Source organism: Paenibacillus ottowii (genome assembly GCF_006874425.1).
GTDB lineage: Bacteria > Bacillota > Bacilli > Paenibacillales > Paenibacillaceae > Paenibacillus > Paenibacillus ottowii.
In genome coordinates, this window is the sequence record NZ_VIJZ01000006.1 from 1 (window position 1) to 26,845 (window position 26,845).

General features: G+C 45.8%; 26 protein-coding genes, 1 rRNA gene and 1 other annotated feature. All 27 genes read right to left on the reverse strand.

Annotated features, from left to right (window positions below; translation table 11 throughout):
- Nucleotides 1–59: ribosomal RNA gene (locus FKV70_RS14800) — 16S ribosomal RNA — on the reverse strand; the annotation flags it as partial.
- A 529-nt stretch (nucleotides 60–588) separates the two neighbouring features.
- Nucleotides 589–2,352, reverse strand: coding sequence for a LysM peptidoglycan-binding domain-containing protein (locus tag FKV70_RS27105; RefSeq protein WP_142613321.1), 1,764 nt, complete (start codon nucleotides 2,350–2,352; stop codon nucleotides 589–591).
- Between the two features lie 159 nt (nucleotides 2,353–2,511).
- Nucleotides 2,512–3,396, reverse strand: a complete 885-nt coding sequence (ilvE, locus tag FKV70_RS14810; RefSeq protein ID WP_063212798.1) for a branched-chain-amino-acid transaminase — start codon at nucleotides 3,394–3,396, stop codon at nucleotides 2,512–2,514.
- 17 nt (nucleotides 3,397–3,413) lie between these two features.
- Entirely contained in the window at nucleotides 3,414–4,313 is a 900-nt protein-coding gene (gene pheA / locus FKV70_RS14815) for a prephenate dehydratase (protein ID WP_142613322.1), read from the reverse strand.
- Entirely contained in the window at nucleotides 4,310–5,278 is a 969-nt protein-coding gene (thrB, locus tag FKV70_RS14820) for a homoserine kinase (RefSeq protein WP_142613323.1), read from the reverse strand. Before thrB ends, pheA begins: the two co-directional genes overlap by 4 nt.
- Nucleotides 5,279–5,305: 27 nt before the next feature.
- Nucleotides 5,306–6,592: a homoserine dehydrogenase gene (locus FKV70_RS14825; RefSeq protein ID WP_063212795.1), complete on the reverse strand. Its 1,287-nt coding sequence runs from the start codon at nucleotides 6,590–6,592 to the stop codon at nucleotides 5,306–5,308.
- A gap of 43 nt (nucleotides 6,593–6,635) precedes the next feature.
- Nucleotides 6,636–7,073: an ACT domain-containing protein gene (locus FKV70_RS14830; RefSeq protein ID WP_063212794.1), complete on the reverse strand. Its 438-nt coding sequence runs from the start codon at nucleotides 7,071–7,073 to the stop codon at nucleotides 6,636–6,638.
- Between the two features lie 157 nt (nucleotides 7,074–7,230).
- Nucleotides 7,231–8,541, reverse strand: a complete 1,311-nt coding sequence (gene obgE / locus FKV70_RS14835) for a GTPase ObgE (protein WP_063212793.1) — start codon at nucleotides 8,539–8,541, stop codon at nucleotides 7,231–7,233.
- 13 nt (nucleotides 8,542–8,554) lie between these two features.
- Entirely contained in the window at nucleotides 8,555–9,292 is a 738-nt protein-coding gene (locus FKV70_RS14840; RefSeq protein WP_142613324.1) for a Spo0B domain-containing protein, read from the reverse strand.
- Between the two features lie 146 nt (nucleotides 9,293–9,438).
- Nucleotides 9,439–9,756 carry a 50S ribosomal protein L27 gene (gene rpmA, locus FKV70_RS14845; protein ID WP_013311590.1) on the reverse strand — a complete coding sequence of 106 codons (318 nt, stop codon included), beginning with the start codon at nucleotides 9,754–9,756 and terminating at the stop codon, nucleotides 9,439–9,441.
- A gap of 5 nt (nucleotides 9,757–9,761) precedes the next feature.
- Nucleotides 9,762–10,100 carry a ribosomal-processing cysteine protease Prp gene (locus FKV70_RS14850; protein ID WP_063212791.1) on the reverse strand — a complete coding sequence of 113 codons (339 nt, stop codon included), beginning with the start codon at nucleotides 10,098–10,100 and terminating at the stop codon, nucleotides 9,762–9,764.
- A gap of 13 nt (nucleotides 10,101–10,113) precedes the next feature.
- Complete coding sequence (gene rplU / locus FKV70_RS14855) at nucleotides 10,114–10,425, reverse strand: 50S ribosomal protein L21 (RefSeq protein ID WP_013311592.1); 312 nt, start codon at nucleotides 10,423–10,425, stop codon at nucleotides 10,114–10,116.
- Nucleotides 10,426–10,438: 13 nt separating this feature from the next.
- Nucleotides 10,439–10,525: a sequence feature (ribosomal protein L21 leader region), on the reverse strand.
- A gap of 98 nt (nucleotides 10,526–10,623) precedes the next feature.
- Nucleotides 10,624–11,808, reverse strand: coding sequence for an Rne/Rng family ribonuclease (locus tag FKV70_RS14860; protein WP_142613325.1), 1,185 nt, complete (start codon nucleotides 11,806–11,808; stop codon nucleotides 10,624–10,626).
- A gap of 48 nt (nucleotides 11,809–11,856) precedes the next feature.
- The gene (locus FKV70_RS14865; protein ID WP_142613326.1) at nucleotides 11,857–12,735 is read right to left on the reverse strand and encodes a M50 family metallopeptidase; all 879 of its coding nucleotides are present in this window, start codon (nucleotides 12,733–12,735) and stop codon (nucleotides 11,857–11,859) included.
- Entirely contained in the window at nucleotides 12,728–13,573 is an 846-nt protein-coding gene (locus tag FKV70_RS14870; protein ID WP_142613327.1) for a peptidoglycan DD-metalloendopeptidase family protein, read from the reverse strand. Before FKV70_RS14870 ends, FKV70_RS14865 begins: the two co-directional genes overlap by 8 nt.
- A 344-nt stretch (nucleotides 13,574–13,917) precedes the next feature.
- Nucleotides 13,918–14,715 carry a septum site-determining protein MinD gene (gene minD, locus FKV70_RS14875; protein ID WP_063212787.1) on the reverse strand — a complete coding sequence of 266 codons (798 nt, stop codon included), beginning with the start codon at nucleotides 14,713–14,715 and terminating at the stop codon, nucleotides 13,918–13,920.
- 3 nt (nucleotides 14,716–14,718) lie between these two features.
- Nucleotides 14,719–15,381: a septum site-determining protein MinC gene (gene minC, locus FKV70_RS14880; protein WP_063212786.1), complete on the reverse strand. Its 663-nt coding sequence runs from the start codon at nucleotides 15,379–15,381 to the stop codon at nucleotides 14,719–14,721.
- 82 nt (nucleotides 15,382–15,463) lie between these two features.
- On the reverse strand, nucleotides 15,464–15,994 hold the full coding sequence (gene mreD / locus FKV70_RS14885; RefSeq protein ID WP_142613328.1) for a rod shape-determining protein MreD: 531 nt from the start codon (nucleotides 15,992–15,994) through the stop codon (nucleotides 15,464–15,466).
- Nucleotides 15,994–16,845, reverse strand: coding sequence for a rod shape-determining protein MreC (mreC, locus tag FKV70_RS14890; RefSeq protein WP_326403391.1), 852 nt, complete (start codon nucleotides 16,843–16,845; stop codon nucleotides 15,994–15,996). Before mreC ends, mreD begins: the two co-directional genes overlap by 1 nt.
- 25 nt (nucleotides 16,846–16,870) lie before the next feature.
- Complete coding sequence (locus FKV70_RS14895; protein WP_063212784.1) at nucleotides 16,871–17,905, reverse strand: rod shape-determining protein; 1,035 nt, start codon at nucleotides 17,903–17,905, stop codon at nucleotides 16,871–16,873.
- Between the two features lie 106 nt (nucleotides 17,906–18,011).
- Nucleotides 18,012–18,704 (reverse strand): RadC family protein, encoded by a 693-nt coding sequence (gene radC / locus FKV70_RS14900; protein ID WP_142613329.1) that lies wholly within the window; start codon nucleotides 18,702–18,704, stop codon nucleotides 18,012–18,014.
- A 15-nt stretch (nucleotides 18,705–18,719) separates the two neighbouring features.
- The gene (locus tag FKV70_RS14905; RefSeq protein WP_142613330.1) at nucleotides 18,720–19,328 is read right to left on the reverse strand and encodes a Maf family protein; all 609 of its coding nucleotides are present in this window, start codon (nucleotides 19,326–19,328) and stop codon (nucleotides 18,720–18,722) included.
- A gap of 22 nt (nucleotides 19,329–19,350) precedes the next feature.
- Entirely contained in the window at nucleotides 19,351–19,593 is a 243-nt protein-coding gene (locus FKV70_RS14910) for a DUF4321 domain-containing protein (protein ID WP_007431701.1), read from the reverse strand.
- 121 nt (nucleotides 19,594–19,714) lie between these two features.
- Nucleotides 19,715–20,992 (reverse strand): SPOR domain-containing protein, encoded by a 1,278-nt coding sequence (locus FKV70_RS14915; protein ID WP_142613331.1) that lies wholly within the window; start codon nucleotides 20,990–20,992, stop codon nucleotides 19,715–19,717.
- Nucleotides 20,993–21,157: 165 nt separating this feature from the next.
- The gene (gene murC, locus FKV70_RS14920; RefSeq protein WP_142613509.1) at nucleotides 21,158–22,537 is read right to left on the reverse strand and encodes a UDP-N-acetylmuramate--L-alanine ligase; all 1,380 of its coding nucleotides are present in this window, start codon (nucleotides 22,535–22,537) and stop codon (nucleotides 21,158–21,160) included.
- A gap of 6 nt (nucleotides 22,538–22,543) precedes the next feature.
- A complete protein-coding gene (locus tag FKV70_RS14925; protein ID WP_142613332.1) occupies nucleotides 22,544–23,920 on the reverse strand; it encodes a bifunctional folylpolyglutamate synthase/dihydrofolate synthase in 1,377 nt (458 codons plus the stop codon).
- A gap of 36 nt (nucleotides 23,921–23,956) precedes the next feature.
- Nucleotides 23,957–26,623 carry a valine--tRNA ligase gene (locus FKV70_RS14930; protein ID WP_142613333.1) on the reverse strand — a complete coding sequence of 889 codons (2,667 nt, stop codon included), beginning with the start codon at nucleotides 26,621–26,623 and terminating at the stop codon, nucleotides 23,957–23,959.
- Nucleotides 26,624–26,845 lie beyond the last annotated feature (222 nt).

Genomic DNA, 26,845 nt, shown 5'->3' on the forward strand with positions numbered 1-26,845 from the left:
TGCATGTATTAGGCACGCCGCCAGCGTTCGTCCTGAGCCAGGATCAAACTCTCCATTAAAGACCAACCGAAGCTGGTTTATTGAAAGAGCGATTAGCTCATTTGAAACTGACGAGATAAAATATCTCTTATTCGCTTCCATTTCATACAACCAGATGGCTTGTACCAAAATTTCAGCGTTGGATTTTGTAAACAAAATCCGTACTCACTCGTTGTTCAGTTTTCAAAGATCAAACCTGCATAATCTTTCATTTCGTTTTGTTTCTTCACCGCATCTCAGCGGCGACTTAAATAATATATCATAATTCCATCATCTTTGCAACACTTTTTTTCAAGAGAATTTTTTGATCAATTCTACTTTGTTTTCGTGTCACTAACTATCTTGTAAAAGACAACTATAATAATATATCACATTACCATGCTAATTAGCAACATCTTTTTAGTTCCATTCTTTTACAATTACTTCCTTTAAACAAAGAGACTATCATTCCCAACTAGCAGAATAACAGCCTCTTTTAGATTCATCCCTTCGCCTTACGACTAACAAATCAGGACACTCCTAATGTTTATCTCCTTTTATTTATTTACGTCAGTCATTAATCCATGGATTTTGACGGGCACGAACACTATAGGATGAAGAACGAGATCTTCCTCCCGTCGATTTGCGGGATTTATGCTTCTTAACCGCAACATGTTCGCTTGCTACTTTGGCTTTAGCTGTTTCCTCTTTGGAAGTATTACTAGAGGTGTCTTTTGATTTACCTTTAGAAGCGCTATCGTCTTTTTTTGTAGAAGAAGTTACTTCATTTTGAGATGAAACAGTCAAATTGTTACCTACCTCTTGCGTTCCTGTAGAGGCTGGTACCGATTCGGCATCCCCTTCCCGGCACCCACAGTCTGGCATAAACATATAGGGCGTTGTATATCCCTCTAATGGATACATAGGTGCATTTCCATGTGCGAACGGATGGTACGGGTGATTTGCGGTGTGCTGACCTACTGGTTGGCTATAGTCCGACACGTACCCATTTGTAGGCAAACTATATTGTGATCCTCCCCACGCGTGGCCCCACTGGGTACCCTGGACTGCACTCTCTGGTTGCTGCTGCGGGCCCCCTTGATGGATAAATGGAGGATAGACAGGATAGGATGTATTTTCAGACGCTTCATGACCTGAATAAACCCCCGGGGTGCAGCAGCAATCTGAATATGCGGGATAAGGTGTAGGATGAGCATGTATGGGTGCTGTTTGCATTGGTCCCCAGCACCATGGATGCTCACAGTCATGATGATAGCCCTGATCAGCAACTGCAGTGGGAGAAGCATGCTCTGCAAAGGAAGTATTTACAGGAGCATTCCCCCAATTCTGAGGAGACCCAATACCCGGATACCACGTGTTTGGCATTGCATTTGTTGGCAGACTGTAATCAAATGCTGGTTGCTGTAATGGCCATGAGGAATTTTCCATCGGCTTCGAGCTTGTGCAGCCACAGAATTTTTCAGCTACGGGTTGCTTCTCGATATGAACTGGAAGCTGCGGTTTAGGCGCAATCGGTTGGGTAACTATCGGTTGCATTTGTTGAGGTGGGGCAGGTTGAGTAATTATAGGCTGAAATTGAGGTGGAGCAGGATTTGCGGGCGCTATATTCACAGGCGCCATATTCACAGGCGCCATATTCACGGGTGCCATATTCACGGGTGCCATATTCACAGGTGCCATATTCACAGGTGCCATATTCACAGGTGCCATAGGAACTTCAGGCAGTTTTAATTCAGGAAGTTTAGGGGGATTCGCCGTTTCTTTCGGTTGCGTCATCTCTTCTTTAGGGATAGGCATATTCTCCGGTTTAGGCTGCGTTAATTCCGCCTTGGGCTGGGTAAGTTCCTCTTTGGTTGGGGATTCAGGTTTAGGCTGTGTCATCTCTTCTTTAGGGTTAGGTATATTCTCTGGTTTAGGCTGTGTCATTTCTTCCTTGACTTCAGTATTTTTTTTGTTCACAGAAGGATCAGATGCGTTTTCTGTGTAGTGTGGAATATTAACTATTTCTCCAACCAGAAGTGCATTGGGGTTTTTAAGCTGGGAATTGGCATCAATGATTATCTTCAGCGGTACATTCCACGCCTTAGATAACTTCCACAACGTATCTCCTTGTTTAACTTTGTGTTGATAGACCGTTGACGGCTGTGTTTCCATCGTAACAGGTTCTGTCGGAATTTTAATTTTCTCGCCGATGCTCAACTGATTAGGATCTGCCAATTGGGGATTGGCGGCAATAACTTTCTCCAGTGTCACATTATACTTCTGTGCCAGTAAGTACAGAGTGTCACCTTTTTTGACGATGTGTATTTTCACAGGCCACAAACCTCCTAGACTTTCGTTCGGGCGGGATAAACGCCCGGCTTCTGTTATTACATCCTATGCACCTCCCGGGCGAATGACCCCATACAAACAAAAAAATCCTCTCAACCGAATACTCTTACAAGCATTCAGTCAAAAGGATCTTGTATTATTTTAGTCCTGCCACACTTTATAGCCATCCTGATCTACAATCTTTCGGAACTCAGCCAGCAGCTGCAAAGTCACTGGGCCAGCAACGCCGGAGCCGATCGTACGACCATCCACTTCATAAGCTGCAATCACTTCTGCCGCGGTTCCCGTAAAAAACACCTCGTCCGCAACATATACATCATGCAATGTAAATGGTTGCTCCTTAAGCGAATATCCAAGTTTGGCGCATAAATCAATGATAGCATTACGAGTAATCCCCTCAAGCGCTCCCAAATAGCAAGGTGGTGTATACAACACTCCATTTTTGACAATAAAAATGTTGTCAGCAGAACCTTCCGTCACATATCCTTGAGAATTGAGCATAATAGCCTCGCCTACACCAGCATAGTTAGACTGGATTTTCACCAGGATATTGTTGAGGTAGTTCAATGATTTAATCTTCGGATTCAAAGCATCCGGGATGTTGCGACGCTGAGAGACAGAAATTGTCTTTAAGCCAGTCAAGTAAGCTTCTTCTGGATAAATAGCAAGCTGCTCGACGATAATGATGACACTTGCCTTCGCACAACGAAGAGGATCTAAACCTAGATTTCCGGCACCACGGGATACAACCAGCCGGATATATCCATTACGCATGTCGTTAAGACGAATCGTTTCAGCCATTGCTTCCAGCATTTCGTCAGGAGACAATGGAATGTTCAACTGAATAGATTTCGCAGAATCATACAGACGCTCTAAGTGCTCCTTACATTTAAAAATATTGCCGTTATAAATACGAATACCCTCAAATATACCGTCTCCATACAAGAATCCATGATCATATACGGAAACCTTTGCGTTCTCCTTAGTCACATGCTGTCCATCCAGATAGATCCATTGTTCTGCCATTACAACCACACCTCCGATTAATGTTCCTTCAAAATAGGTTTGATCGCTTCCTCAACATACTTGTAGCTTGGATAAGAGCCCAGAATGCGTACATGACACCCCAAAGCTTCGATCTCTGCAAAGGCTGCCGGAAGCAAAACGGATTGCAGAGATTCCAGAACTTCAATGTAAAAATAATAATTCCCCAATTGCTTTTTGGTCGGACGCGATTCAATACGAGACAGATTTAACCTGCGCCATGCAAAGGCAGATAAAACCTGATGCAGCGCTCCCGGGAAATCCTGTGGTGGCGTGACCAGAATACTGGTTCGCTGGCCTTCTGGCGTTCGTGAGAACTTTACAGGTTGATGTCCGATCAAAACAAAGCGGGTAAAGTTGTTATCGTGATCCGTCACTTTACTGGCCAAAATGTCCAATCCGTGTTTGGCAGCCGCAAGCTTGGTCCCAAGAGCAGTCCAACCTTTACCTGGGTTATGCTTAACAATTTCGACGGCTTCTGCCGTACTTCCTGCACTCTCCAACTCGGCTTGAGGTGCGAAAGTTTGTATGAATTCTTTACATTGGGGAAGTGCTACAGGATGGGACATAATTTTGACCACTTTGCTCAAATCAAGCTTGTCCTGATCCCCGAGAAATTCACTACGATGTCCAATAAGATTTTGAATTGAAGGATATACCCATTCCGCCTGCATTGGAATGTCTACCTCATGTACAAGCCAGTCCATATGCAAACTTACAGATCCATCAATCGTATTTTCTATAGGAATTACACTATAGTCCGCCTGTCCCTTGTCTATTGCCTGAAATACGTCTGCTATATGCTTGTAAAACAGTAGTTCACAGGGTGTATCCCCTAACAAATATTTAATCGCTTCATGAGAGACAGTTCCCTCAGGAAGAAGTGCAATTCGTATCATATCGTAAGTTCCCCTTTAATCATATCCATAAAAGGGTGTGTATTCCCTTCCGTATATACTTTAACCCCTTCACTCTCCGGGCGCAATTTTAAAACAGATGCAGTGATCCCTTCTTTTTTCATTGTCTCCGTTAAATACTGCTCAAGCTCTGCTTTACGATTTTCCCGTTGATCCGTCAATGCCAACAACGTCGGTCCAGCACCGCTAAGAGCCACTCCCAATGCGCCATATTGGTGCGCATCCTGTAAGATCTCTATCATACCCGGCACAAGTGCCGCACGATAAGGCTGGTGAAGCTGATCACGCATCGCTTCGGCGATTAGATCTGTTCGACCCGAAGCCAGTGCCGCTACCAGCATTGAAGCATGGCTTATATTATATACAGCATCCTTCAAGGATACATGGGCGGGCAGGACCTCTCTGGCCTTCGACGTGGACAGTTGAAAATCTGGAATAACTACCATAACTTCCAGATTAGCGTCTGGTTCAATCCGTAAGTGCTTGGCATGCTTGCCATCCCATACAGCAGTAATAATACCGCCAAACAAAGAGGCCCCTACATTGTCCGGATGTTTTTCAATAGCGCTTGCCATGTCAAATAGCTTGGAATCCGACAAAGGCGAGCCAATCAGCGTATTAGCTGCCACCAGCGCACCTATAATGGCGGAAGCGCTGCTGCCCAAACCACGGGTAAGCGGAATGTCCGAATACATCGAAATTTCCAGCTCAGGAACAGATACACCTGCTTCACGAAAAACCGTTTGTGCTACCTTGTAAATCAAATTGGTTTTATCTTGGGGAACGCCATTCATTTGATCTCCGTATAGATGGAAAACTGTCTGCTCGGCCTCTTTCAATTCAATCCATGCGTATAGAGACAATGCCATGCCTAATGTATCAAAGCCGGGGCCTAGGTTGGCCGTACTTGCAGGCACGCGCACTCTTGCTGTTTTCAAAACGGTCATACAGATGATTCCTCCTGCTTTTATTGACTATCCCTCTACTCGGTATACACTCTTGATGCGGCGAATCACGTCCAAAGTTTCAAAATGTTCCAAGACCTTTTTCATACTTGCTTTACTAGCTAAATGAGTCACGATAATAATCTCAGCATCGGGATTAGTCTCATTCGGTTGCTGCACGACAGATGCCAAACTAACATTGAATTCAGCAAATACCTGCGTAATTTGTGCCAACACCCCTGCTTTATCATCTACGTGTAAAAGCACGAAATTTTTGAAATATACGTCTTCGTCATTGCAAATTTTTTTAGGATTGTAGGGTACGATTGCTTTAAGCCCATTTACGCCGAGTTTGAGATTCTTCACCACAGCTACCAGATCAGCCACAACAGATGTAGCTGTCGGCATTTCGCCTGCACCTGCACCATAAAACATGGTTTCTCCCACTGCTTCACCATGTACATAAACAGCGTTGAATACCCCGTTCACCGAAGCCAATGGATGCTGCTTGCGCACCATCGTCGGCTGAACATTAATCGTAAACTCATCACCTTGGCGCTCTGCAATACCTAGCAATTTCATTTCATATCCTAGTTTTTTAGCAAACGCAATATCTTCACTGGTTACCTTTGAAATGCCGCTCACGCTTACATCCTTGAGCTCTACATTAGAGCGGAAACCGAGGGTTCCCAGTATTGCCATCTTACGAGCCGCATCCAATCCTTCGACATCTGAGGTCGGATCAGATTCTGCATATCCAAGCTCTTGCGCTTCCTTAAGAACCTCCTCGTACGAGGCTCCTTCCTGACTCATTTTAGTTAAAATAAAGTTTGTTGTACCGTTCACAATCCCCATAATGCGGGTAATACGGTCAGAGGAGAACCCTTCAATGAGTGTACGAATGATCGGGATACCGCCTGCCACACTAGCCTCATAAAAGATATCACATTGTTTTTCCTGTGCTTTTGCCAACACTTCAGAACCGTGCAATGCCATTAAGTCCTTATTGGCCGTTACAATGTGTTTGCCTCTCTCCAGCGCTTCGAGAATGTACTCCTTCGTCTGATCAATCCCACCCATGACTTCGATAATCACATCAATTTCAGGGTCTCGAATGACTTCCCATGGATCCTCAGTAAGTTTGGCGTTGTCCACTTCTATGGAACGATACTTATCTACGTTTTTTACAGCTATTTTTTCAATGATGATCGGTGAACCCACTTGTCTGCTCAAGTCTTCCTGATTGCCCTCTACGATTCGAACAACTCCCGTACCTACCGTCCCCAAGCCTAACAATCCTACTTTGACCGGTTTCATCCATTCCCCTCCTGCAAACTTTTTATCTAGTGAACTGTATCGTTCAGCCTTGCCCAATCAGGCGGACCCGCTTGACCCCAGGAATGCTTTCCAAGCCCTCCAGCAAAACACCCAACTCATCACTAAGTCTGGACATTTCGACTGAGATGACTACGTTGGCTCTGCCTTGCAGTGGAATACTTTGCTGGATCGTCAGCACATTACCTCCATAATCCGCCACTCTGCCGAGTACTCTGGACAGCATTCCTGATTGATGGTCCAAATCAATAGAGATATTGACAATTCGCTCACGCTCCAACTGGTTAACCAGATGTATGCCATCTTTATATTTGTAAAAGGCGCTTCGGCTTAGCCCAACTTGCTCCACGGCATCATGTACGGTTTTAACATCTCCCGAAGCCAGCAGCTGTTTTACCTGTATGGTCTTAACAATAGCTTCAGGCAAAATATCTTCCCGTACCAAGTAATAGCGCTCTTTCAAGAACGTCCTCTCCTCAAAGACTTATGTTTTTGTATAGAGGACATTATATCGAAACTCATGAAAATCAGCAAGCTAACAATACAAAAAACGGCTACTGTCTTCTATAGAATTTTCTATAGTGCAGTAACCGTTCAGGTTTTAAAGCTTTATTAAAATTTTAGTAGTAGCTGCTGCCTTCTACGAATTCGAACTCGAAATCAGCAATACGGACAGATGTACCATCTGTGGCCCCACGCTTACGCAGCTCAGCATCCACACCCATGTGACGCAACGTTCTTGCTAATTTTAAAATGGCATCATGCGAATTCATCTGCATGCGCTTCATCATGCGCTCAATTTTGGGACTGTGCACCACGAATGTGTCGTTTTCACGTACAATCGTAAAGCCCTCGTCTTCAGCTGTATCCAATTTGAACACCTTACGTTCACTGACTTCTGCTACTTCCTCAACAACTGGCTCGTCCGGTATTTGATCCAAGAGATCAGCAGCCCGATAGAGCAGTTCCTTTACACCTTGACGTGTCAGAGAGGAAATAGGCATAATTTCAAGGTCAGGACGTATCGCAGCAACCTGTTCTTTGAAATGAACAAGGTTTTCTTCAGCTTCCGGCATATCCATTTTATTGGCCGCCACAATTTGTGGACGCTCAGCTAGTCCTGCATTATATAGCTTTAATTCGTCGTTGATTTTTGTCCAGTCCTCAAACGGGTCACGCCCTTCGGAGCCAGCCATATCCACGACATGGATAATAATACGCGTCCGCTCAATGTGACGCAGAAATTCATGCCCCAGTCCAGTGCCTTCATGGGCCCCTTCAATCAAACCAGGCAAATCGGCCATTACAAAGTTCCGCTGATCGCCCACATCCACAACTCCCAGATTTGGGGTAATCGTTGTAAAGTGGTATGCGCCAATTTTGGGTTTTGCCGAAGATACAACTGACAACAAGGTAGACTTTCCTACACTAGGGAATCCGACGAGACCTACGTCAGCCATCACTTTTAACTCAAGCGTAATGTAACGTTCTTGTCCCTCCGCACCGTTTTCAGCCAGTTCAGGCGCTGGATTGCTCGGCGTAGCAAAACGAATATTACCACGTCCTCCGCGTCCTCCTTTAGCTACCACAACCTGTTGACCATGACGCGTCATATCAGCCAATACTTCACCAGTATCATCATCAATGATAACTGTTCCCGGTGGTATACGGACGATCATGTGCTCTGCGTTAGCTCCGTGTTGGCTTTTGTTACGACCTTTTACCCCGCGCTGGGCTTTAAAATGCCGCTGATACCGAAAATCCATCAAGGTACGCAAACCCTCATCTACACGGAAAATCACATCTCCACCGTTCCCTCCGTCACCACCAGCTGGGCCGCCATTAGGAACGTACTTCTCACGGCGAAACGCAATTAATCCGTCTCCACCGTCACCGCCTTTAACAAAAATCTTCGCTTTATCTACAAACATGGTTACACCTTCCTTATGTCTGGCACTGCATTCGAATTTGAAGCATATTCCCTGTAGGAAGCTTCTCTGTTCGAAGGCGTTCACTTCCGAGTACGGATTTGACCTGCTTTAGTGTATTTAAATCAGCAGGTATATCACTTCCTTCAAAACGGACGATAACATCATTCTGATCCATACCAAAATAAAGTGTCAATCTGCGCACTTCTCCCCAGGACGACCGGCCCCCGCCATATTGATACGCACGCACCGTTTGTATGACGGCCGAGGCAAGCGACTCGCCGTCTTCGGGAGACATGACAGCGTCTAACTTTAACTCCTCCTCAACCTGTACCGACAACTGTAAATTCCCGGCGTTCACGCGAAAAGACTGCAAGTAAAACACCAGCGTGGGAATCCCTAGCTTAGATATTTTACTGTCTTCCGACACCCGCCCTTTTATTGTTTCCACATAAGCAGCTGATTTATCATGCTTATTCATACGAATATAGCCATAAAGCACCTGCAAATCATTCATCCAATCATGCCGATGATGGTTAAGCGTCGCTATCGCTGTACGCTCTAAAGAACGCAAAGCAGCTTTTCGCTCATGTTCAACCTGTTTTTGTGTATACCTCATACCAAAACAAGCAGCAGCTACAGCCCACACAGCTAGTATGATAATCGTTAATGCTTTGGGATAGAGCAGTGAAAAAACCAAAGGAATCAGAATGGAACCCAACGCCAGATAAGGCGCTCTTATCCGCTGGAACATAGCTTCTCTCCGTTCTGCGATAATTAAATGGATTAATCAACAACCTTAACCCAGTATAGCACAGACTAACTTTCCAGTTCATTACCATCATGCAAAAAAGCCTCCGACAAAAGTGCCGGAGGCTTTTCAGCGTGTCTAAGCCGCTATTAAGCTTCTACAGTAGCTGCTACTGGAGCAACGTCGATCGGGTAGATGCTCACCTTTTTGCGATCACGGCCCCAACGTTCGAACTTCACAACGCCGTCCACTTTCGCGAACAGAGTGTCGTCCTTACCGATGCCCACGTTCGTGCCTGGGTGAATTTTCGTTCCGCGTTGACGAACCAAGATGCTACCGCCGGTAACTGCTTGACCGTCAGCACGTTTCACTCCAAGACGTTTCGATCTGCTGTCACGTCCGTTTTTCGTGGAACCTACACCTTTTTTCGATGCGAATAACTGAAGATCCAATGTCAATTTCAACATGATGTCTACCTCCTTCTTTGTTTATTTTCTATTTGAATATACTTACCGTATGATTCAGCAATGCTTGTCAGCATAATCACCATGGACTCCAACAACAGTTGAACCTGTGCGTTCGCATCATGATAACTTTCAGGAGAAAGATACGCGCTTAAAAAGCCGTTTTCCATTTCTGTTTCCATTTCAACGTCTGTAAGAGCTCCAATCGAATTGACAGTTCCTACTGTTACCGCTGAAACACCAGCACATACGATATCTTCGCCAGATTTAGCAAAATTCGCATGGCCTTTAACAGAAAACCCCTGTATGCTGCCATCCTCCAGTCGTGTAATACGCACGATAATCACTTATCGCACCCTCTTACGCTTGGATTTTTTCAATCGTCACTTTCGTGTACGGTTGACGATGACCTTGCTTCACATGGTAGTTCTTTTTAGGTTTGTATTTGTATACGATGACCTTTTGACCTTGACCATGCTTCTCAACTTTAGCTGTTACAGAAGCTCCGGAAAGAAGCGGTGTACCTGCTGTCAAGCCATTGTCGCCGGACACTGCCAGAACACGATCGAACGTTACAGTTTCACCATCATTAGCTTCCAACTTCTCGATGAACAATACATCGCCCTCTTGAACTTTGTATTGCTTACCACCTGTCTCAATAATTGCGTACATTTGCTTGCACCTCCTTATGTCTCAGACTCGCCTAATAGCAGGTGGCAGTTTCCATAGGATACTGCGCTTCAGTACCTGATTGGAGCGGTTACAGCATGTGCAGCCAATCTTACGCATCACACATACTAAATGATTGTAGCACAAGGTTCGTACACATTCAACCTTTAGTTTTGAAATAATATTTGATTAAGCATCATTTTATACGAGCGTCTTTTCTTCACGCACTTTTTTACGGGTCATTTCTAGTAAACCCAGCCGCGTCCAACCGACAACATATGATTTGGTCCGGTCCTTTTTCAATCTTGCCTCCAGCACAGATGATACTTCCCTACGATTCTCCTCTTGTTCCATATCGATAAAATCAATGATGATAATACCTCCAATATCACGCACACGTACGAGGCGGGCAATCTCTTCTGCCGCTTCAATATTCGTCTGGGTCACCGTCTCTTCCAGATTACTGCCTCCAGTAAACTTCCCAGTATTCACATCAATGACAGTCAATGCCTCCGTATGATCAATGACAATGTATCCGCCACCCTGTAGCCATACCTTTCGCGCAAAATCGCGTTCCAACTGTTCATGAATGCCATAAGCTTTGAAAATGGTTTCTTCTGCATTACGAAATATCTTGACATGCGCTTTCGCAGAACCGATCTGGTGCAGCATTACTTCTGCATCTTTTGCCTGCTCCTCACTGTCAATGACCAGTTCATCCTGCTCCGGTGTAAACACATCGCGAATTAAACGTTGAACGATACTCAAATCCCGGTGCAATTCACAGGGTGCAGAGTGTTCACCCGCTTTACGCTGAATAGCCGCCCATTGCTTGCGTAGTTGATTCAGATCATTTTCAATCGCCTCTATACTCATTTCCTCTGAAACCGTACGAATTATGAGCCCTTCCTCACCCGTGCGTAGCTGTTCTCCCATTGCTTTCAAACGGGCACGTTCTCCTTCACGCTCAATTTTCTTGGATACAGCCACATAATCAGCACGGGGCATGTATACAATCCAGCGGCCCGGAAGTGAAAAATGAGTGGTCACTCTGGCTCCTTTGCTGCCAACTGCCTCTTTTAATACCTGTACTACAATTTCCTGCCCCACCTTTAACAGTTCAGAAATGGACGGCTTTACATCTGGCTGCTTGTCCAAATGGGCATGAAGTACATCATCTACATACAAAAAGGCATTCTTTCGCTGTCCAATGTCAACAAAGGCGGCTTGCATACCAGGTAGCACATTGACCACTTTCGCTTTAAAAAAAGAACCTAGGATTCCACGTTTTCGCGGTAGTTCAGCCGCATATTCAACCAATCGTCCCTCTTCCAACAGTGCCATTTGGGTCATCTGCGGTTGGCATTGTACAATCATTTGCTTCATGGTTTTTCAACCTCTCTAAATACAGCCTCTTCCTCAATTCATAAAACATCATTTTGGCTTGGGTTCTCCACCATTTGGCGGGCGTGCCGCAAAATAAGAGCGTATAAGTCGTTGCTCCGGCAATACAGCTACAATCCGTCCCTGTTCATTCATAACGTAAACCATATGATATCGATCTCTTCTGAAAAGACGCAAAACAGGCTCCAAATGTTTCATGGGTAGGGATACTATAGGTATAGCAATGCTTCCCTTAGCCGCTTCGCGGTAAAAAAGCTCGTCCCTCCCCAACAAAAAACGTATAAAACGGTAAGGGATATTTCGATAATCCACAATATTAGAATAAAGCAAAAAAATCCCTACCGCCAGCAGATTTAAATGTAAAGGTTCACCTTGCCTTAATAATGGCGAAATACCACACAGGCAAAATAGCAGACTTGTTACGATACTGGCTCTAAAAGTCCATATTAATGTGCGATGATAGGAAAAGAATATGCTAATCAATGATTGCAATATTTTACCACCATCAAGTGGTAAAATGGGCAACAAATTAAACAATGCAATAACAGCATTTCCCTGAATAATGTAATTTACATAAGTATGCTCCACCCCGTTCACATTCCTAAGCCACAACAGGATAATGATCATGATTCCGTTTTGCAGGGGGCCCGCCAAGGCAATGATAATCTCCTTCCACGCATTAAGCTTCCCCTGATCCTCAATGACAGCCACTCCTCCAAAGGGTAACATCTGTATGGAAAGCAGCCGCGCCCCTAATAATGATGCGGCAGTCGCATGACCTAGCTCATGTATAAACACCAGTGTAAATAAGGTCATGATCTCGATAAAATGTCCAGTTAATACAGAGGTCAGCATAACTAGTACAAACAGTGGATGCAGTGATAAGGTTACCCCTCGGACATTAATCAAGGGCTACCACTTCCGACGGGTCAATGTATTGATCCCCTCTTTGAATTGCCAAAAATAAAGTTGCCGCCTCACTACCACCGTGGCTTGCTGGCAATACACCGATCTCTTCTCCCTCCTGAACCCAATCGTTCACTTTTAAGGTAGAGCGTGAAAGTCTTCCGTAAGTTGCTGTGATACCACCAGTGTGACGAATGGTAACTGAAATCCCACTTTTGGGATGATTTATTACGTCTAATACACGTCCTGCATCTATACTTTTAACAGCGATTGCCCCGTTATCGGTAACATTCGGCGTAATCTCTACCCCTTTAAGGCTTAGTACAAATGGCTGTGTTATATTGCCTTCAATCGGTGGGGAACCCTTTCGACTTGCGTTTACCTGATTCGTTTCATGCAGCTCGCCAAATATCGGCAAAAAAGAAGGAGCTCCGTCAAAATAAGTTTTATACCATTGTCCGGCGGCTGCAAAATCCATGTCCTTATTCAAGGCATCCGCGATAAACATTCTCACATTAACTGCATAGGGAATATCCCAGCGAAATAAGCCCCATACCACTCCGAATAACAATGATGCTATGACAGTTCTACGCCAAAAGGAACTCCAAAAAGACGGACCACGATTTGCCCCAAAAGATTGCTGCCATCGTTGTCGATCATTTTTCCACTCGGTTTCCGGGTCTCTAAGTGAGTTGGCACTGACTACAGGCATCGATTTCATTTCTCTGTACTCATACCGATTCTGATCTATGCCTAAGGAATACGCCTCCGCTTTGTTTCCCTCGATTAGCTGCTGTATACGTTCTTTTCTGCGCCGCTTGATTCCGGAGTTTTTATCCATACTGTTCCGCCCCCTCAGCGAGGTAAGTTTATTACATCTTATGAGGACGGGCTTCAACTTATGTTGTCCGGTGAGGGATTACATACCCTAAAAACCAAAAAAACCGGCGCTAGCGCACCGGATATGTTTTGTTTTGTATTTATGATATTTATGTAATGACCCAAAATTTTGCAAACCAGAATCATAGAAATTTAAAAAACAAACCAAAAACACTTAAATAAGTTGTTACTTATTTAAGTGTCTAGTATTACAAATGAACGCTTCTGTAACACTTGCCTAGAAAGTCTGTGAAAAATTCGCACCAGAAAGGGCCGAGCAACTACCCTCAGCAATTTCCTGCTTTCTTATCCGCCCATACCAAAAAACTTTTTAAAGCGTGTCATCACGCTCTTCTTCTGGTCCAGCTGCATAAGAGGCACCGTATCACCCAAGATGCGTCTCGCAATGTTCCGGTAGGCAATCGCAGCCTGTGCATCAGGATTCATAACCGTAGGCTCTCCAGTATTAGCTGCTTTAATTACCATTTCGTCATCCGGTACAATCCCAATAAGATCTATGCTGAGTACTTGCAAAATCCCATCAATATCTAGCATATCTCCGGATTTAACCATACTATTGCGTATGCGGTTAACCACCAATTTAGGTGATATCACATGTGAACTTTCCAGTAGACCAATTACACGATCCGCATCGCGTACAGCAGCATTTTCTGGAGTAGTCACCACAATAGCCTGATCCGCACCGGCAACGGCATTTTTAAAGCCTTGCTCAATACCCGCAGGGCAGTCGATCAATATATATTCAAAATCCTTCTTAAGCTCTAAAATAATATCCTTAACCTGCTCCGGCGTAACCGCACTCTTGTCCTTGGTTTGAGCAGCCGGCAGCATATACAGCTCCTCAAAACGCTTGTCCTTAACCAGTGCCTGATTCAGACGGCAACGACCTTCCGCTACATCAACTAGGTCATAAATAATCCGGTTTTCCAGACCCATCACAACGTCTAGATTACGCAAACCGATGTCCGTATCCACCAAACACACCTTTTTGCCGAGCAGTGCAAGCGCTGTTCCTATATTGGCTGACGTCGTCGTTTTGCCGACGCCGCCTTTTCCTGAAGTGACGACGATAGCCTCTCCCATGTGCTACACCCCTTTGAACACGTTAAAATCGCGGCCCAGACGCACAATATTGCTCATTTTATCTATTTGCATAGCGCCATCCTTGAGATACGCAAATTCCATGCCGAATTCACGCGTCTCCCATTCATCTGGTGGACGGCTGATCATTTCGGAAATTCGCAGCTGTGTTGGTGCAAAATAGGAGGCCGCGATAATCGCTTCACTATTTCCCTCCATCCCTGCATGCGCCATACCCCGCAGGGCGCCGAGGACATAAATATCACCGGTACAAGTTATAATTCCACCCGGGTTGACATCTCCCAAAAAGAGTAAGTTTCCATTGTGATGAAGCACTTGTCCTGAACGGATAATTCCTGTCACCGTGTGAATGGGGGGCTTGCCCTGCACCACCGCAGGCAATCCAGGTGATTCTACAGACCTGATAAGCAGGTTTCCCTTCTGCTTTAAAATCTCTAGAATACTTTCCTTCTGTTCCTCAGTTACTTCCCGACTTCCCAGCTTAATATCCACATGAATGATCGGGCCTGTTAGAATATTTTGATGACTGTGCTCCAGCTTAAAACGCAGTTCACCCAGCAAATCCTCAAACTCGCATTGATCGTCAAGCAGGAATACCAGGCCATCTTTGATGCCTTTAATCGTGACATGATTCGATTTCACCGCCATTAGCCTGTCCCTCCTATTTCAATCATTTCGTCCCCGGGACGTCAAATCCCTGCTAACCCGGACAAAATGTGTGTAAAAAGGCCTAGACAGCCTCTTCCTTTTTCACACGAGTACCCAACCGCTGTAATTGCTTGCGAACGGGGACATAGATGATGAGGGCGAACAGAAAATGGATAAATAAATCAGGAATCATATACTGGGCAAGTGCCCAATTAAAAGTCTGATGGTTTAGCTGGAACAGCTGATCAATAGCAAAAAGCATAGAATCCAGCAGAAAACTACCAATCAACACGGCCGCCATCATAATCGGCATCGGTGCACGTCTAGCTGTAAACACAAGCCCCAATAAATATGCAGACAATCCCATCGCAAAAGAATAAGGGCCGATAATAAACCCGTAGTACACTACGTCATGAATAAGTCCGAAAACAATACCTAGTACCAATGCTGTATGACGACTGTAATACACAGATACAAACAGAATTACGATATACACAAAATTTGGGACCATTCTTGGATGCCAGCTATCCGGGAGAAGCCATGGAAGAATCGTTCCTTCGGCTATAAACAATACAAACAGCAGCAGTATTAGAACCTGACCGCGCATCTTCATTATTCCGGTACCTCAGGAGTGTAAAGGACGAGCAGTTCTTTCCAATCCACAAAGCTGGCTGCAGGCTTAATAATCGCTGTCCGTGTTTGGCCGAATTCTCCAACCTGAATTTTCTCCACTGTTCCAATGATTAGGTTTTTGCGGAACTTCCCGCCCGCACCAGACGTAATAATTTGATCGCCCTTTGCGATTGGATCTTTCTCTTCAATGCGAGTCATTTGAAATCTGTTCGTACCCGGATCATAGCTTTCAATCATACCAAACGATTGATTTTCCTTACCCAAGACTGTCGCGGCAATGGCATAAGAATTCGGATTTTTAGGATCCAATGTAGTCAACAGCGTAACGGTGGACGTAAAATTCCCCGTACGGCTAATGACTCCAACGAATCCTTCAAGTGAACTGACTTCCTGACCAACTCTGGCTCCGTCCTTCTCGCCAATATCAATCACGAGTGTTTTGGAATCATTGCTAACGCTGTTTACTTGAGCAACACGATAATCATAATTATTTTTCGCCTTTTGCGTTTGGGTGAACTTCAGTTCGTTCTGTAATCTGGCATTGGTTTCAACATAATTATGAGTCTGAATCTGGTCCCGAGTCAGCTTTGCCACGGCTATTTTTAACCGTTCATTTTCTTCGTAAACACTACGCATATTACCGATATCTTTAAAGAAGCCCGCTATTGCTGAAGCGGGCCTGTAAAAGATACCTTGCACAAAGCCAATTGAATCTCTGGCGAACTTCTCGGGCCAGGTTAAGGAATTTCTCTGTCCAAGTGTAATCCCCATAAGGGCAATAAACAGAACGATCCCAATTAATAGAATAAATAGTCTTTTATTGCCAAACAACTTAAACAGTTCCTACACCCCCGATTCAACGTTTGGAACGGACGGCAGAACTGCTGCGCGATTTGAACAAATGGATATTTTCCAGCGCTCTACCTGTACCGATTGCCACACAATCCAGAGGATTTTCTGCCACGATCACTGGCATTCCAGTCTCACCTGCCAGCAGCTTATCCAGGTTGCGCAGTAGTGCTCCACCACCCGTCAGGACAATTCCTCTATCCATGATGTCCGCTGCCAGCTCGGGAGGGCATTTTTCCAATGTTACTTTGACCGCATCCACGATCGCATTAACTGTATCTGATAATGCTTCGCTAATTTCATCGGAGGTAATCGTAATGGTCTTCGGCAAGCCTGTTACCAGATCGCGTCCGCGAATTTCTGATGTTTCCACTTGCTCTAACGGCATAGCTGAACCAACTTCCATTTTCAACTGCTCCGAAGTCCGTTCTCCAATCATTAGGTTGTATTGACGTTTCACGTATTGGATGATGGACTCGTCCATTTCGTCGCCAGCTACACGTACAGAACGACTAGTTACGATCCCCCCCAGGGAAATAACCGCAACTTCGGTTGTACCTCCACCGATATCGACAACCATACTACCTGTAGGCTCCCATACCGGCAAATCAGCACCAATTGCCGCTGCAAACGGCTCTTCAATCGTGTACGCCTCTCTTGCGCCTGCTTGTTTGGTCGCATCTTCAACAGCGCGCTGCTCCACAGCAGTAATGCCCGAAGGCACGCAAACCATCACGTTCGGATGACGTGGAAACAAAGAACGTTGTGTTTGCGCCTGACGGATAAAATATTTAATCATCGTTGCAGTCGTATCAAAATCGGCAATGACTCCATCCTTCATCGGACGAATCGCACGGATATTTCCCGGTGTACGACCGATCATTTTTTTCGCAGATTCCCCAACAGCCTCAATGGTTTTTGTATCCGTACGCAAAGCGACTACAGATGGTTCACGAACCACAATTCCCTTCCCTCTTACGTATACAAGCGTGTTTGCCGTCCCCAAGTCAATTCCCAAATCTTTTGTAAAGCCACCCAGCATGATGTTAATCTCCTTTTCTCTTCCCTGAAATCTGTTATCCCTGTATAAACGGTTTATTCAGGCCGGTTTACCGGTCGTATTTTAAATGTTTGATTTAAATATTATATTATATCAGACCTTGTTCCTTCAAACTCACAAAGGTCCCGTCCCCGATCACAATATGATCAAGCACGTCGATGCCTACGATGTTGCCCGCTTCCATCAGGCGGCGAGTCAATTGGACGTCTTCCGGGCTTGGCTTCGGATCACCGCTCGGATGGTTATGAGCGCAAATAATCGAAGCACTGCTGCATTTAATTGCAGCCCGAAATACTTCACGAGGGTGCACGATGGCGGAATTCAGGCTACCCATAGATAGTGTTTCCTGAGCAATGACATGGTTTTTGGTATTTAGAAACAGGCATACAAAATGCTCTTTCTGCAAATAGCGAAGCTGCTCAAACAATAGATCTGCCACATCCCGCGGGCAGCTAATTATCGGGGTCTCCAAATGGCGTGACAATGCTAATCGACGCCCCAGTTCGATGCCCGCTTTTAGCTGTATCGCTTTAGCATTTCCAATGCCCTTAATCCGGGTCAACTCGCTCAGACTCATATCCACCAGTTGACGCAAACTACCTGCCTGCTGCAAAATACGCTGCGCTAAATGCACAGATGATTCATTTTGTGTTCCTGTACGCAGTAGTATCGCTAGCAACTCCGCGTTGCTCAAGGCTTCCGCCCCATATGTCATCATGCGCTCTCTTGGTCGTTCTTCATGGGGGAGGTCGCGAAGCATCAGTATTTGCGACTCCAGCATATGTTTATCCCCTTTTTATGGACGCAACACATTCACTCCAAAGTCGGACAGCATGTCCGACAGCAAGGAAAGCGGCAATCCTACGACGTTAAAATAACAACCCTGAATAGATTCCACCAACGTAGCACCCATGCCTTGAATGCCATACGATCCTGCTTTGTCAGACGGTTCACCAGTATTTACGTATGCCACAATTTGCTTTTGGCTCAAAGGCTTCATTGTGACCTCCGTTTGGCGATGTCTAACAAGCATCTTGCCGGTTCCGGTATGTATGCAGGCTACCCCGGTGTACACACGGTGTGTTCTTCCCTGCAGTGCAGTCAACATGCGAACCGCATCCGCATGATCAACAGGCTTGCCCAATACCGAATCCTCCAGCACAACAATCGTGTCACTACCAATCACCAATCCAGCTTCCTCGGACGGTGCGGCGGTGCGCACGACCACTTCGGCTTTACGAGCCGCAAGGGTCTCCACGATTTGCTGAGGCGTCCAGCTCTCAGGCGTGCTTTCATCCGCATGACTCGGCACCACCTCAAAGGGGAGTCTCAAGTATGAGAGTAATTCCTTCCTTCTTGGTGAAGTCGATGCCAGAATAATGCGGGGCGTAATTTTCCCGTCCATAAGGGAAGCTCCTTTTCATCAGTTAGAGCCTGCGGTACAGCCAGAATGCGGCGATGATGCCGATCAGACTAAGCAGGCTCAATTCAAAATTTATCGTTATGTTGTAGCTGATAATATCCAGATCCGCTCTCGGCGACCAAGATATCGTAGTGGGGTGGGTCAGAAAGGAAAGGACTTTGAACGATTGAAGGGCCTTAGCAATCCAGGCACCCAAAAGCCAACCGAGCAACAAAAACAGTATAAGCATTCCTACATTTTTTTTCATCCTGATCTTCCCTCGCCATTTTTTGACACCTTCATTATTATACGGTGATTTGTACTGCAATACAAACAGAAATCCGGCATGGGGAACTATTTCCAGTTCCTTGCCGGAAAGTATGGCTAATCTATTGTTTTATGAACTGGATAAATTCCTTCTCACGCAAAACATATTCCATCATGGAGGACTGAATCTCCCAAATGTGTTCCTTGGCTGTATTCTTGTTATATTCCCCAAGTGCAGCGACTGCGCTGTTCATCGCCTTTTCAAGTGAGCTGGCGGAGGCAGCCGCTTCCTTGGGCAGACCGGTGGGAAGTGCAGCGATATTTTGTGTCCACTGCTGATGCAGGTTGTTTAACTCGTTCATGTCGGAGACTGGCACCGCATTTGAACCTGCTTCTCTGAGCAAAGTTGAGGAAAGTCCGCTCAGTTTCCCTACTAATGAGTTGCTTAACTGAAAAAAGGTAGTGAGTTTATCAGCATTGCCTCCATAAGCCGCTTTTTCGAATCCAGGTAATTCGAGTTCGCGGACATATAACTCCACCCCTTGTGTCTTCAATTGATTGCTGAGCAACTTGGCTTGCTCCCTATCCGGCGATATTCCTGCATATACCCGGTTTTGATCCTCGCTATCCCCTCCTGCTGCGATGCCTGCCTTCGACAGTTCTTCCTTTGCCTGTAAAGCCCGCTCCGGGGTGCTGAAAACCCCATATTGCAGCAAGTAATAGGTTTGTGGCGGCACTTGAGCCGCTACAACGGTGACAGGGGTAGAATTATCTTTCACAGACATTGTATCGACACCCAGAGATTCTTTAAAAACGGGTACAGCTTCATCAGCAGAAGTATTAGCCCCCGGAACCATACCCCCTCCGTTAAACAGTAACAACATAATATATCCAAACATCCCTCCAGTCACCAACGCACTGGCCACAGAACCGATTAATCTCCATCGAGAAGGGTGAGGTGGACGCTTTCTATACTTTTGACCGGAATAATAAGCCTCCTCAGCCTCAGCCTCAGCCTCTTCCAGACTTTCCGGTAGAACGTCCGCATCTGACCAGGAAGCGGCCGAACGACCAAAAGGGTCGTCCCACCCCTCCTGTACCCTCAATGCTGGAGTAAAGCGCCTACTTGCACTCTTTTTATTCGTCTCCATAGGCTTACTGGGCTCTGAATGTGGTGTTGTTCGATTATGTTTCTCTATCCTGCTAGTCCGCTCCATTCCTTCACGCTGGTTATCCGTTTGAGAAAGCTCATCATCGTGGTATAACTTCGTATCTTTAATCGTGTCACGCTGTCCCTTCGTAAACATCTCACTTTTGTACGGAAGCACCTGTTGCTTATCCTCCTGGCTTGTCTCTGGCAACTGTTGATCGAACCGGAATGTCATCTTGGCCTTGTTCATGGATGCACTCCCTCCTTGTCCCATACTTCCTCATAGTTTGTTGTATGAGTTAAAGCAAGGAATTATGTCCCTACATTACAAAAAAAGGGTATCCCGCCACTTTCGTGTTCGGAATACCCTCAAAATATCTAAAATTCATTGTGTAATAGCCACTGTTAATACGTATTACACTTGTTGTCCGCGAAGATGGCGTGCTAACGCATCGCCAGCTTTCCAAATGTCTCCTGCTCCCATCGTCAACACGAGATCACCCGGCTGTAACCGATCTTTCAGTTCTTCGATCACGGCTTCTTTGGTCGGTAAATAGATTGCATTCGCATTGCTGTTTTGGACGATTAAATCCACGAGCTTGGAAGAATGCACACCTTCAATCTGTTTTTCTCCCGCTGGTGAATAAATATCGGTAATGATCACTTCACTAGCCTCGCTAAACGCACGGCTGAACGCATCCAGCAGGAAGAAGGTACGACTGTAGCGTTGTGGCTGGAACACGGCAATTATACGCTTGCCAGTTGCTCTGGCTGCACTGATCGTAGCTTCAATCTCCGTTGGATGATGTGCATAGTCATCAATTATCAAGATGTCATTGCCTTCACCTAGCACCTGGAACCGGCGTTTCGCTCCGTGAAATTCCACAATAGTTGCAGCAATTTGCTCAAATGGAATCCCTGCTTCCAAACATGAAATCACAGTAGCCATAGCATTATACATGTTATGTTTACCCGGTACAGATAATTCAATCGTTCCGAGGGCTATTCCCTTACGGTTCATTGTAAAGCTTAATCGACGATCACCTAATTGGATATCTGTCGCCATGTAATCCGCTTCATGCTCTACCCCATAAGTAATGACCCGAGTTTGAAGCTTAGGCAGCATCTCCCGGATGTTCTGATCATCGGCGCATACAATAGCTGCTCCATCCGGTCGAATTTGGCTCAAAAATTGCACGTAGGCACTTTTCAGGCGATTGAAGTCCCCATCATAATTTTCCAAATGGTCTGCTTCAATATTGGTTACGATGCCCTGCCAAGGATGATATTGCAGAAAAGAGCCATCACTCTCATCCGCCTCGGCTACGACAAACTCGCTTTTACCCGCTTTGGCGTTCGTCCCCAAATTCGTGATTTCGCCGCCAATAATATACGTTGGATCAACGTTACATCTCTCCATAACCAGAGCGATCATAGAGGAGGTCGTCGTTTTACCGTGCGCACCTGCAACCGCAATTCCCTTACGTTCGTTAAGCAAGCGAGCCAACATCTGCGAACGGTGCAGTGTTGGAATATTCAATTCTTCCGCTGCCACCCGCTCCACATTGTCACGTGACAATGCTGTTGAATAGACAACGATATCCGCGCCCGCAATATGTTCAGGCGTGTGTCCAATGTATATTTTTGCGCCTTTTGCCGCTAATTTTTCTGTCAGCTCTTGTGCTGCCACATCTGAGCCAGTCACGGTATACCCCATCTCCAGCATGACCCGAGCAATCGCGCTCATCCCGTAGCCGCCGATACCGATAAAATGAACATGTTCCGAAGTAATCAACAAATTTCACCAACCTTTTTCCGAATCGGTTTGATACATAAGGGTAGCCCGTACATCCGCAATAAGGTACAGCGTGCCGGACACCACCCCCAGATCTTCCGCTTCCGTATGTGACTGAAGCAGACCCAGAGCCTTTTTCCAGTCACCTTCTACAATAATTTTTAAATGTGTTTTGGCATAAGACGGCCGCAGCTTCTCCACGAGATGAGCCAAATCAGCGGCATTCATTTTGCGGCGAAAATTGGGCTCGGTCAGGATAAGCGTATCTACTAGTGGCAGTATATGCTGCAAGTATGCTTCATGATGCTTGTTTGACAGCATTCCCATCATTAAAACCAATTTTTTGTACGAGTACACTTGAGGAAGACTTTTGGCCAGCGTCTGTGCCCCTTCTGGATTATGAGCCCCATCAAGCACAATCCTCGGCGAGGTACTGACTTGTTCGAGACGCCCTGCCCACGCAGCTTGCCTAAAGCCCTCTAGCAATTCCTCATCATCCAATACAAAAGCCATATACTGACGTAAGACTTCAAGTGCCATCATGGCTCCTGCCGCATTAGAACACTGATGCTCGCCTAACAACGTGATGTCAATTTCCATATGCCGGAAGGGGCCCGCGAATGAAAAGGTCTGACCTGTTTCATCCCCATTTAGCCGTTCATACGTAAATTGTTCTCCTGCCAGGTACAAGGTAGCTCCTTGTTTGGACGCCGTTTCACGTATGACTTGAATAGCCTCGGGCTGGGAAACACAACTGACGACAGGGACACCTGGCTTGATGATCCCAGCCTTTTCCCTTGCAATCTGTTCCAGTGTATCTCCCAAAATATCCGTATGGTCATAGCCGACATTCGTAATAACCGAGACGATAGGGTTCACGATATTAGTTACATCCATCCTTCCCCCGAGACCCGTTTCCCATACCACAACATCTGGAAAAGATACCGTAGCATAGTACAAAATAGCTAACGCTGTGGATACCTCAAACATCGTAGGTGAGCCCAACTCACTATCTGCGATTTCTTTCACCAACGGATATAAGCGATTGGCCAGCGAAACCAGCGTTTCATCTGGAATATCGGTCCCGTTGAATTGAAAACGGTTTGTAAATCGGGTGATGTATGGAGAAGTAAAGGTTCCTACACCGTATCCACACTTCATTAGCACAGAGGTTAGAAAGGCACATGTCGAGCCCTTGCCGTTGGTTCCCGCAATATGAATAAATTTCAGATGCCGTTGCGGATCACCCAGCTTACTCATCAGCTGTTCGATTCGTTCCAGTCCGGGTCTAATGCCAAACGGGATTAACCCGTTAATCCATTCCACTGCTTCATCATAACTTTGTAAAGGAGCTATGTCGCCGCCCCTGGTCGTATCTGACATCCTCTTCACCTTCAGGTCATTTTATTGTGAGTGAAATTATGCTTTGAGTTCTTCAATACGTGCGATAACTTTAGCGCGCTTATCTGAGTAATCGGCTTGCTTGGCCTTTTCTTCCTCGATGACTTTGGCTGGTGCCTTCGCCACGAAGCCTTGGTTAGAGAGCTTTTTCTCCACGCGCTCCACTTCACTGTTCAAATGCTGAAGTTCTTTTTCCAGTCTGCTAATTTCCTGGGCAATATCTAGCAGTCCGGCTAACGGCAGGTATAGCTCTGCGCCGCTAACGATAGATGTCATGGCTTTATCTGGAGCGGTGAACTCTAATCCCGCGTCGAATTCAGACGTATTACAGAATCGGCGCACATACTCCCCATTGCGGTTAATGATATCAAGAACGGCTTGATCGCCGGGTTTTATGAGCAATTCAACTTTTTTACTCATCGGCACGTTGACTTCAGCGCGGATATTGCGTACAGCACGAATAACGTCGATCAGCAAATTCATTTCAGCGACCGCATCTTTATCCTCGAAAGCAGGATCATAAACAGGCCAAGCGGCCAGTGTGATCGTTTCTCCCTCATGCGGAAGATGCTGCCATATTTCTTCGGAGATAAACGGCATGAACGGATGAATCATGCGCAGTGTCCGATCCAATACATATGCAAGTACGGATTGTGTTTTCTTTTTCGCCTCTGCATTTTCGCCATACAGGGAAAGCTTCGCAAACTCAATGTACCAGTCGCACAAATCATCCCAAATAAAGTTATACAGAAGGCGGCCTGTCTCGCCAAATTCATAAGCATCTATTAGACGCGTGATGTCACGTGAAGTTTCGTTTAGACGGTGCAGAATCCAACGATCAACGGTGCTCAAGTCACCAGTAATGTCTATATCTGCCGCAGTGACACCTTCCAAATTCATTAGTGCAAAACGTGATGCATTCCAGATTTTATTGGCAAAGTTACGCGCCTGCTCCACACGTTCCCAGCGGAAACGAAGGTCTTGTCCAGGCGTGCTGCTGGTGGAGATCATATAACGCATTGCATCAGTACCATATTGGTCGATGACGTCGAGCGGATCAACACCATTACCCAGAGATTTGGACATTTTTCTTCCGTCTGCATCACGAACCAAGCCGTGCATAAGTACGTCCTTAAATGGAATCTCTTCCGTAAACTCCAGCGCGGTAAAGATCATACGCGATACCCAGAAATAAATAATGTCGTAGCCTGTAACTAGGACACTCGTCGGATAATAACGTTTGAGATCCTCTGTTTGCTCAGGCCAACCCAGGGTCGAAAACGGCCATAAAGCAGAGCTGAACCAAGTATCGAGCACATCTTCATCCTGTATGAGCTTTCTGCCGGCATATTCCGGCAAAGTTGTAGGGTCCTCCGCCGATACAATCACTTCTCCGGTTTCCTCGTCGTACCAAGCCGGAATCCGGTGTCCCCACCATAATTGTCGGGAAATACACCAATCACGTACATTTTCAATCCAATGCAGATAAGTACGCTCAAAGCGATCCGGCACAAAGTTTACACCCTTGCCCGCCTTCTGCGCTTCAATCGCCTTAGCTGCCAGAGGCTTCATTTCCACGAACCATTGCGTGGACAGATAAGGTTCTACAACTACCCCTGTTCGCTCACTGTGACCTACCTGGTGCACATGCTCTTCAATGCGAATCAGTACGCCCTGTTCCTTCAAATCAGCGACAATTTGCTTACGGCAATCGCTGCGGTCCAGTCCCTGATATTTGCCTGCTTCGGCATTCATCGTTCCCGTCTCGTCCATCACCGTAATTTGCGGCAATTGGTGACGTTGTCCCATTTCAAAGTCATTTGGATCGTGAGCCGGTGTGATCTTAACCGCGCCACTACCAAAATCTTTATCCACGTAGTCATCTGCAATGATCGGAATTTCCCGTCCGATGATTGGAAGCACAAGCATTTTACCGATCATGTGCTTGTAGCGGCCATCTTCCGGATGTACAGCAACAGCTGTATCGCCCAACATCGTTTCAGGGCGTGTAGTAGCCACCGTAATAAATCCGCTACCGTCTTTCAAAGGATATTGCAGGTGATACAGATTTCCGTTCACCTCTTTGTATTCCACTTCAATATCCGACAGTGCAGTACGTGCAGCAGGGTCCCAGTTAATGATGCGTTTACCGCGATAAATCAGGCCTTTTTTGTACAGTTTCACGAATACTTCGCGTACCGCTTTGGACAGTCCCTCATCCAATGTAAAACGTTCACGAGAATAATCGAGGGAAAAACCCATTTTCTCCCATTGATTGTGGATGTTGTCCAGATAAAGATCCTTCCATTCCCACACTTTCTCCAAAAACTTCTCACGGCCCAAATCATAGCGAGTCAGACCTTCTTCACGCAGCTTCTGCTCTACTTTTGTTTGAGTCGCAATACCTGCATGGTCTGCGCCCGGCAGCCACAAGGCATCATAACCCTGCATCCGTTTGGCGCGGATAATAATATCCTGCAAAGTAAAGTCAAGCGCATGCCCAATATGCAGCATACCTGTAACATTTGGTGGTGGAATAACGATTGTAAAAGGCTCTGCCTCTGGATGTTGTCCGGCACGGAAATAGCCCTTCTCCATCCAGGTTTTGTACCATTTTTGTTCTGCTGATTTGGGATCGTAAGTTGTTGGCATTTCCAAGGTTGTCTTGTTGTCTTGTTCTGACATATCAGGATACCTCCATGATTTTTCAATTGGCAAATAAAAAAAGCCCTTCATCCTCAAAGGACGAAAGGCTGTTCTCTCGCGGTACCACCTTTGTTTCACCCCTAGTGTATGTATCCACGGATCCATTACACATGGTGTGACACTTTATGCAGATAACGGTTGCGGACCGGCCTTATTCTACCGTGAACCTCCTACCTTCCGAAGGAATGAAATGAGGAACCG

Excerpts from the sequence above, each read along its gene's own strand:
- radC (WP_142613329.1), bottom strand. The coding sequence starts at position 18,704 with ATGCTGGAGTCGCAAATACTGATGCTTCGCGACCTCCCCCATGAAGAA.
- FKV70_RS14915 (WP_142613331.1), bottom strand. The coding sequence starts at position 20,992 with ATGAACAAGGCCAAGATGACATTCCGGTTCGATCAACAGTTGCCAGAG.
- FKV70_RS14905 (WP_142613330.1), bottom strand. The coding sequence starts at position 19,328 with ATGGACGGGAAAATTACGCCCCGCATTATTCTGGCATCGACTTCACCA.
- mreD (WP_142613328.1), bottom strand. The coding sequence starts at position 15,994 with ATGAAGATGCGCGGTCAGGTTCTAATACTGCTGCTGTTTGTATTGTTT.
- ilvE (WP_063212798.1), bottom strand. The coding sequence starts at position 3,396 with ATGGCAGAACAATGGATCTATCTGGATGGACAGCATGTGACTAAGGAG.
- FKV70_RS14860 (WP_142613325.1), bottom strand. The coding sequence starts at position 11,808 with ATGAAGCAAATGATTGTACAATGCCAACCGCAGATGACCCAAATGGCA.
- minD (WP_063212787.1), bottom strand. The coding sequence starts at position 14,715 with ATGGGAGAGGCTATCGTCGTCACTTCAGGAAAAGGCGGCGTCGGCAAA.
- rplU (WP_013311592.1), bottom strand. The coding sequence starts at position 10,425 with ATGTACGCAATTATTGAGACAGGTGGTAAGCAATACAAAGTTCAAGAG.
- pheA (WP_142613322.1), bottom strand. The coding sequence starts at position 4,313 with ATGATACGAATTGCACTTCTTCCTGAGGGAACTGTCTCTCATGAAGCG.
- FKV70_RS14930 (WP_142613333.1), bottom strand. The coding sequence starts at position 26,623 with ATGTCAGAACAAGACAACAAGACAACCTTGGAAATGCCAACAACTTAC.
- rpmA (WP_013311590.1), bottom strand. The coding sequence starts at position 9,756 with ATGTTGAAATTGACATTGGATCTTCAGTTATTCGCATCGAAAAAAGGT.
- obgE (WP_063212793.1), bottom strand. The coding sequence starts at position 8,541 with ATGTTTGTAGATAAAGCGAAGATTTTTGTTAAAGGCGGTGACGGTGGA.
- minC (WP_063212786.1), bottom strand. The coding sequence starts at position 15,381 with ATGGCGGTGAAATCGAATCATGTCACGATTAAAGGCATCAAAGATGGC.
- FKV70_RS14895 (WP_063212784.1), bottom strand. The coding sequence starts at position 17,905 with ATGCTGGGTGGCTTTACAAAAGATTTGGGAATTGACTTGGGGACGGCA.
- thrB (WP_142613323.1), bottom strand. The coding sequence starts at position 5,278 with ATGACCGTTTTGAAAACAGCAAGAGTGCGCGTGCCTGCAAGTACGGCC.
- FKV70_RS14840 (WP_142613324.1), bottom strand. The coding sequence starts at position 9,292 with ATGTTCCAGCGGATAAGAGCGCCTTATCTGGCGTTGGGTTCCATTCTG.
- FKV70_RS14870 (WP_142613327.1), bottom strand. The coding sequence starts at position 13,573 with ATGGATAAAAACTCCGGAATCAAGCGGCGCAGAAAAGAACGTATACAG.
- FKV70_RS14825 (WP_063212795.1), bottom strand. The coding sequence starts at position 6,592 with ATGAAACCGGTCAAAGTAGGATTGTTAGGCTTGGGGACGGTAGGTACG.
- FKV70_RS14910 (WP_007431701.1), bottom strand. The coding sequence starts at position 19,593 with ATGAAAAAAAATGTAGGAATGCTTATACTGTTTTTGTTGCTCGGTTGG.
- FKV70_RS14925 (WP_142613332.1), bottom strand. The coding sequence starts at position 23,920 with ATGTCAGATACGACCAGGGGCGGCGACATAGCTCCTTTACAAAGTTAT.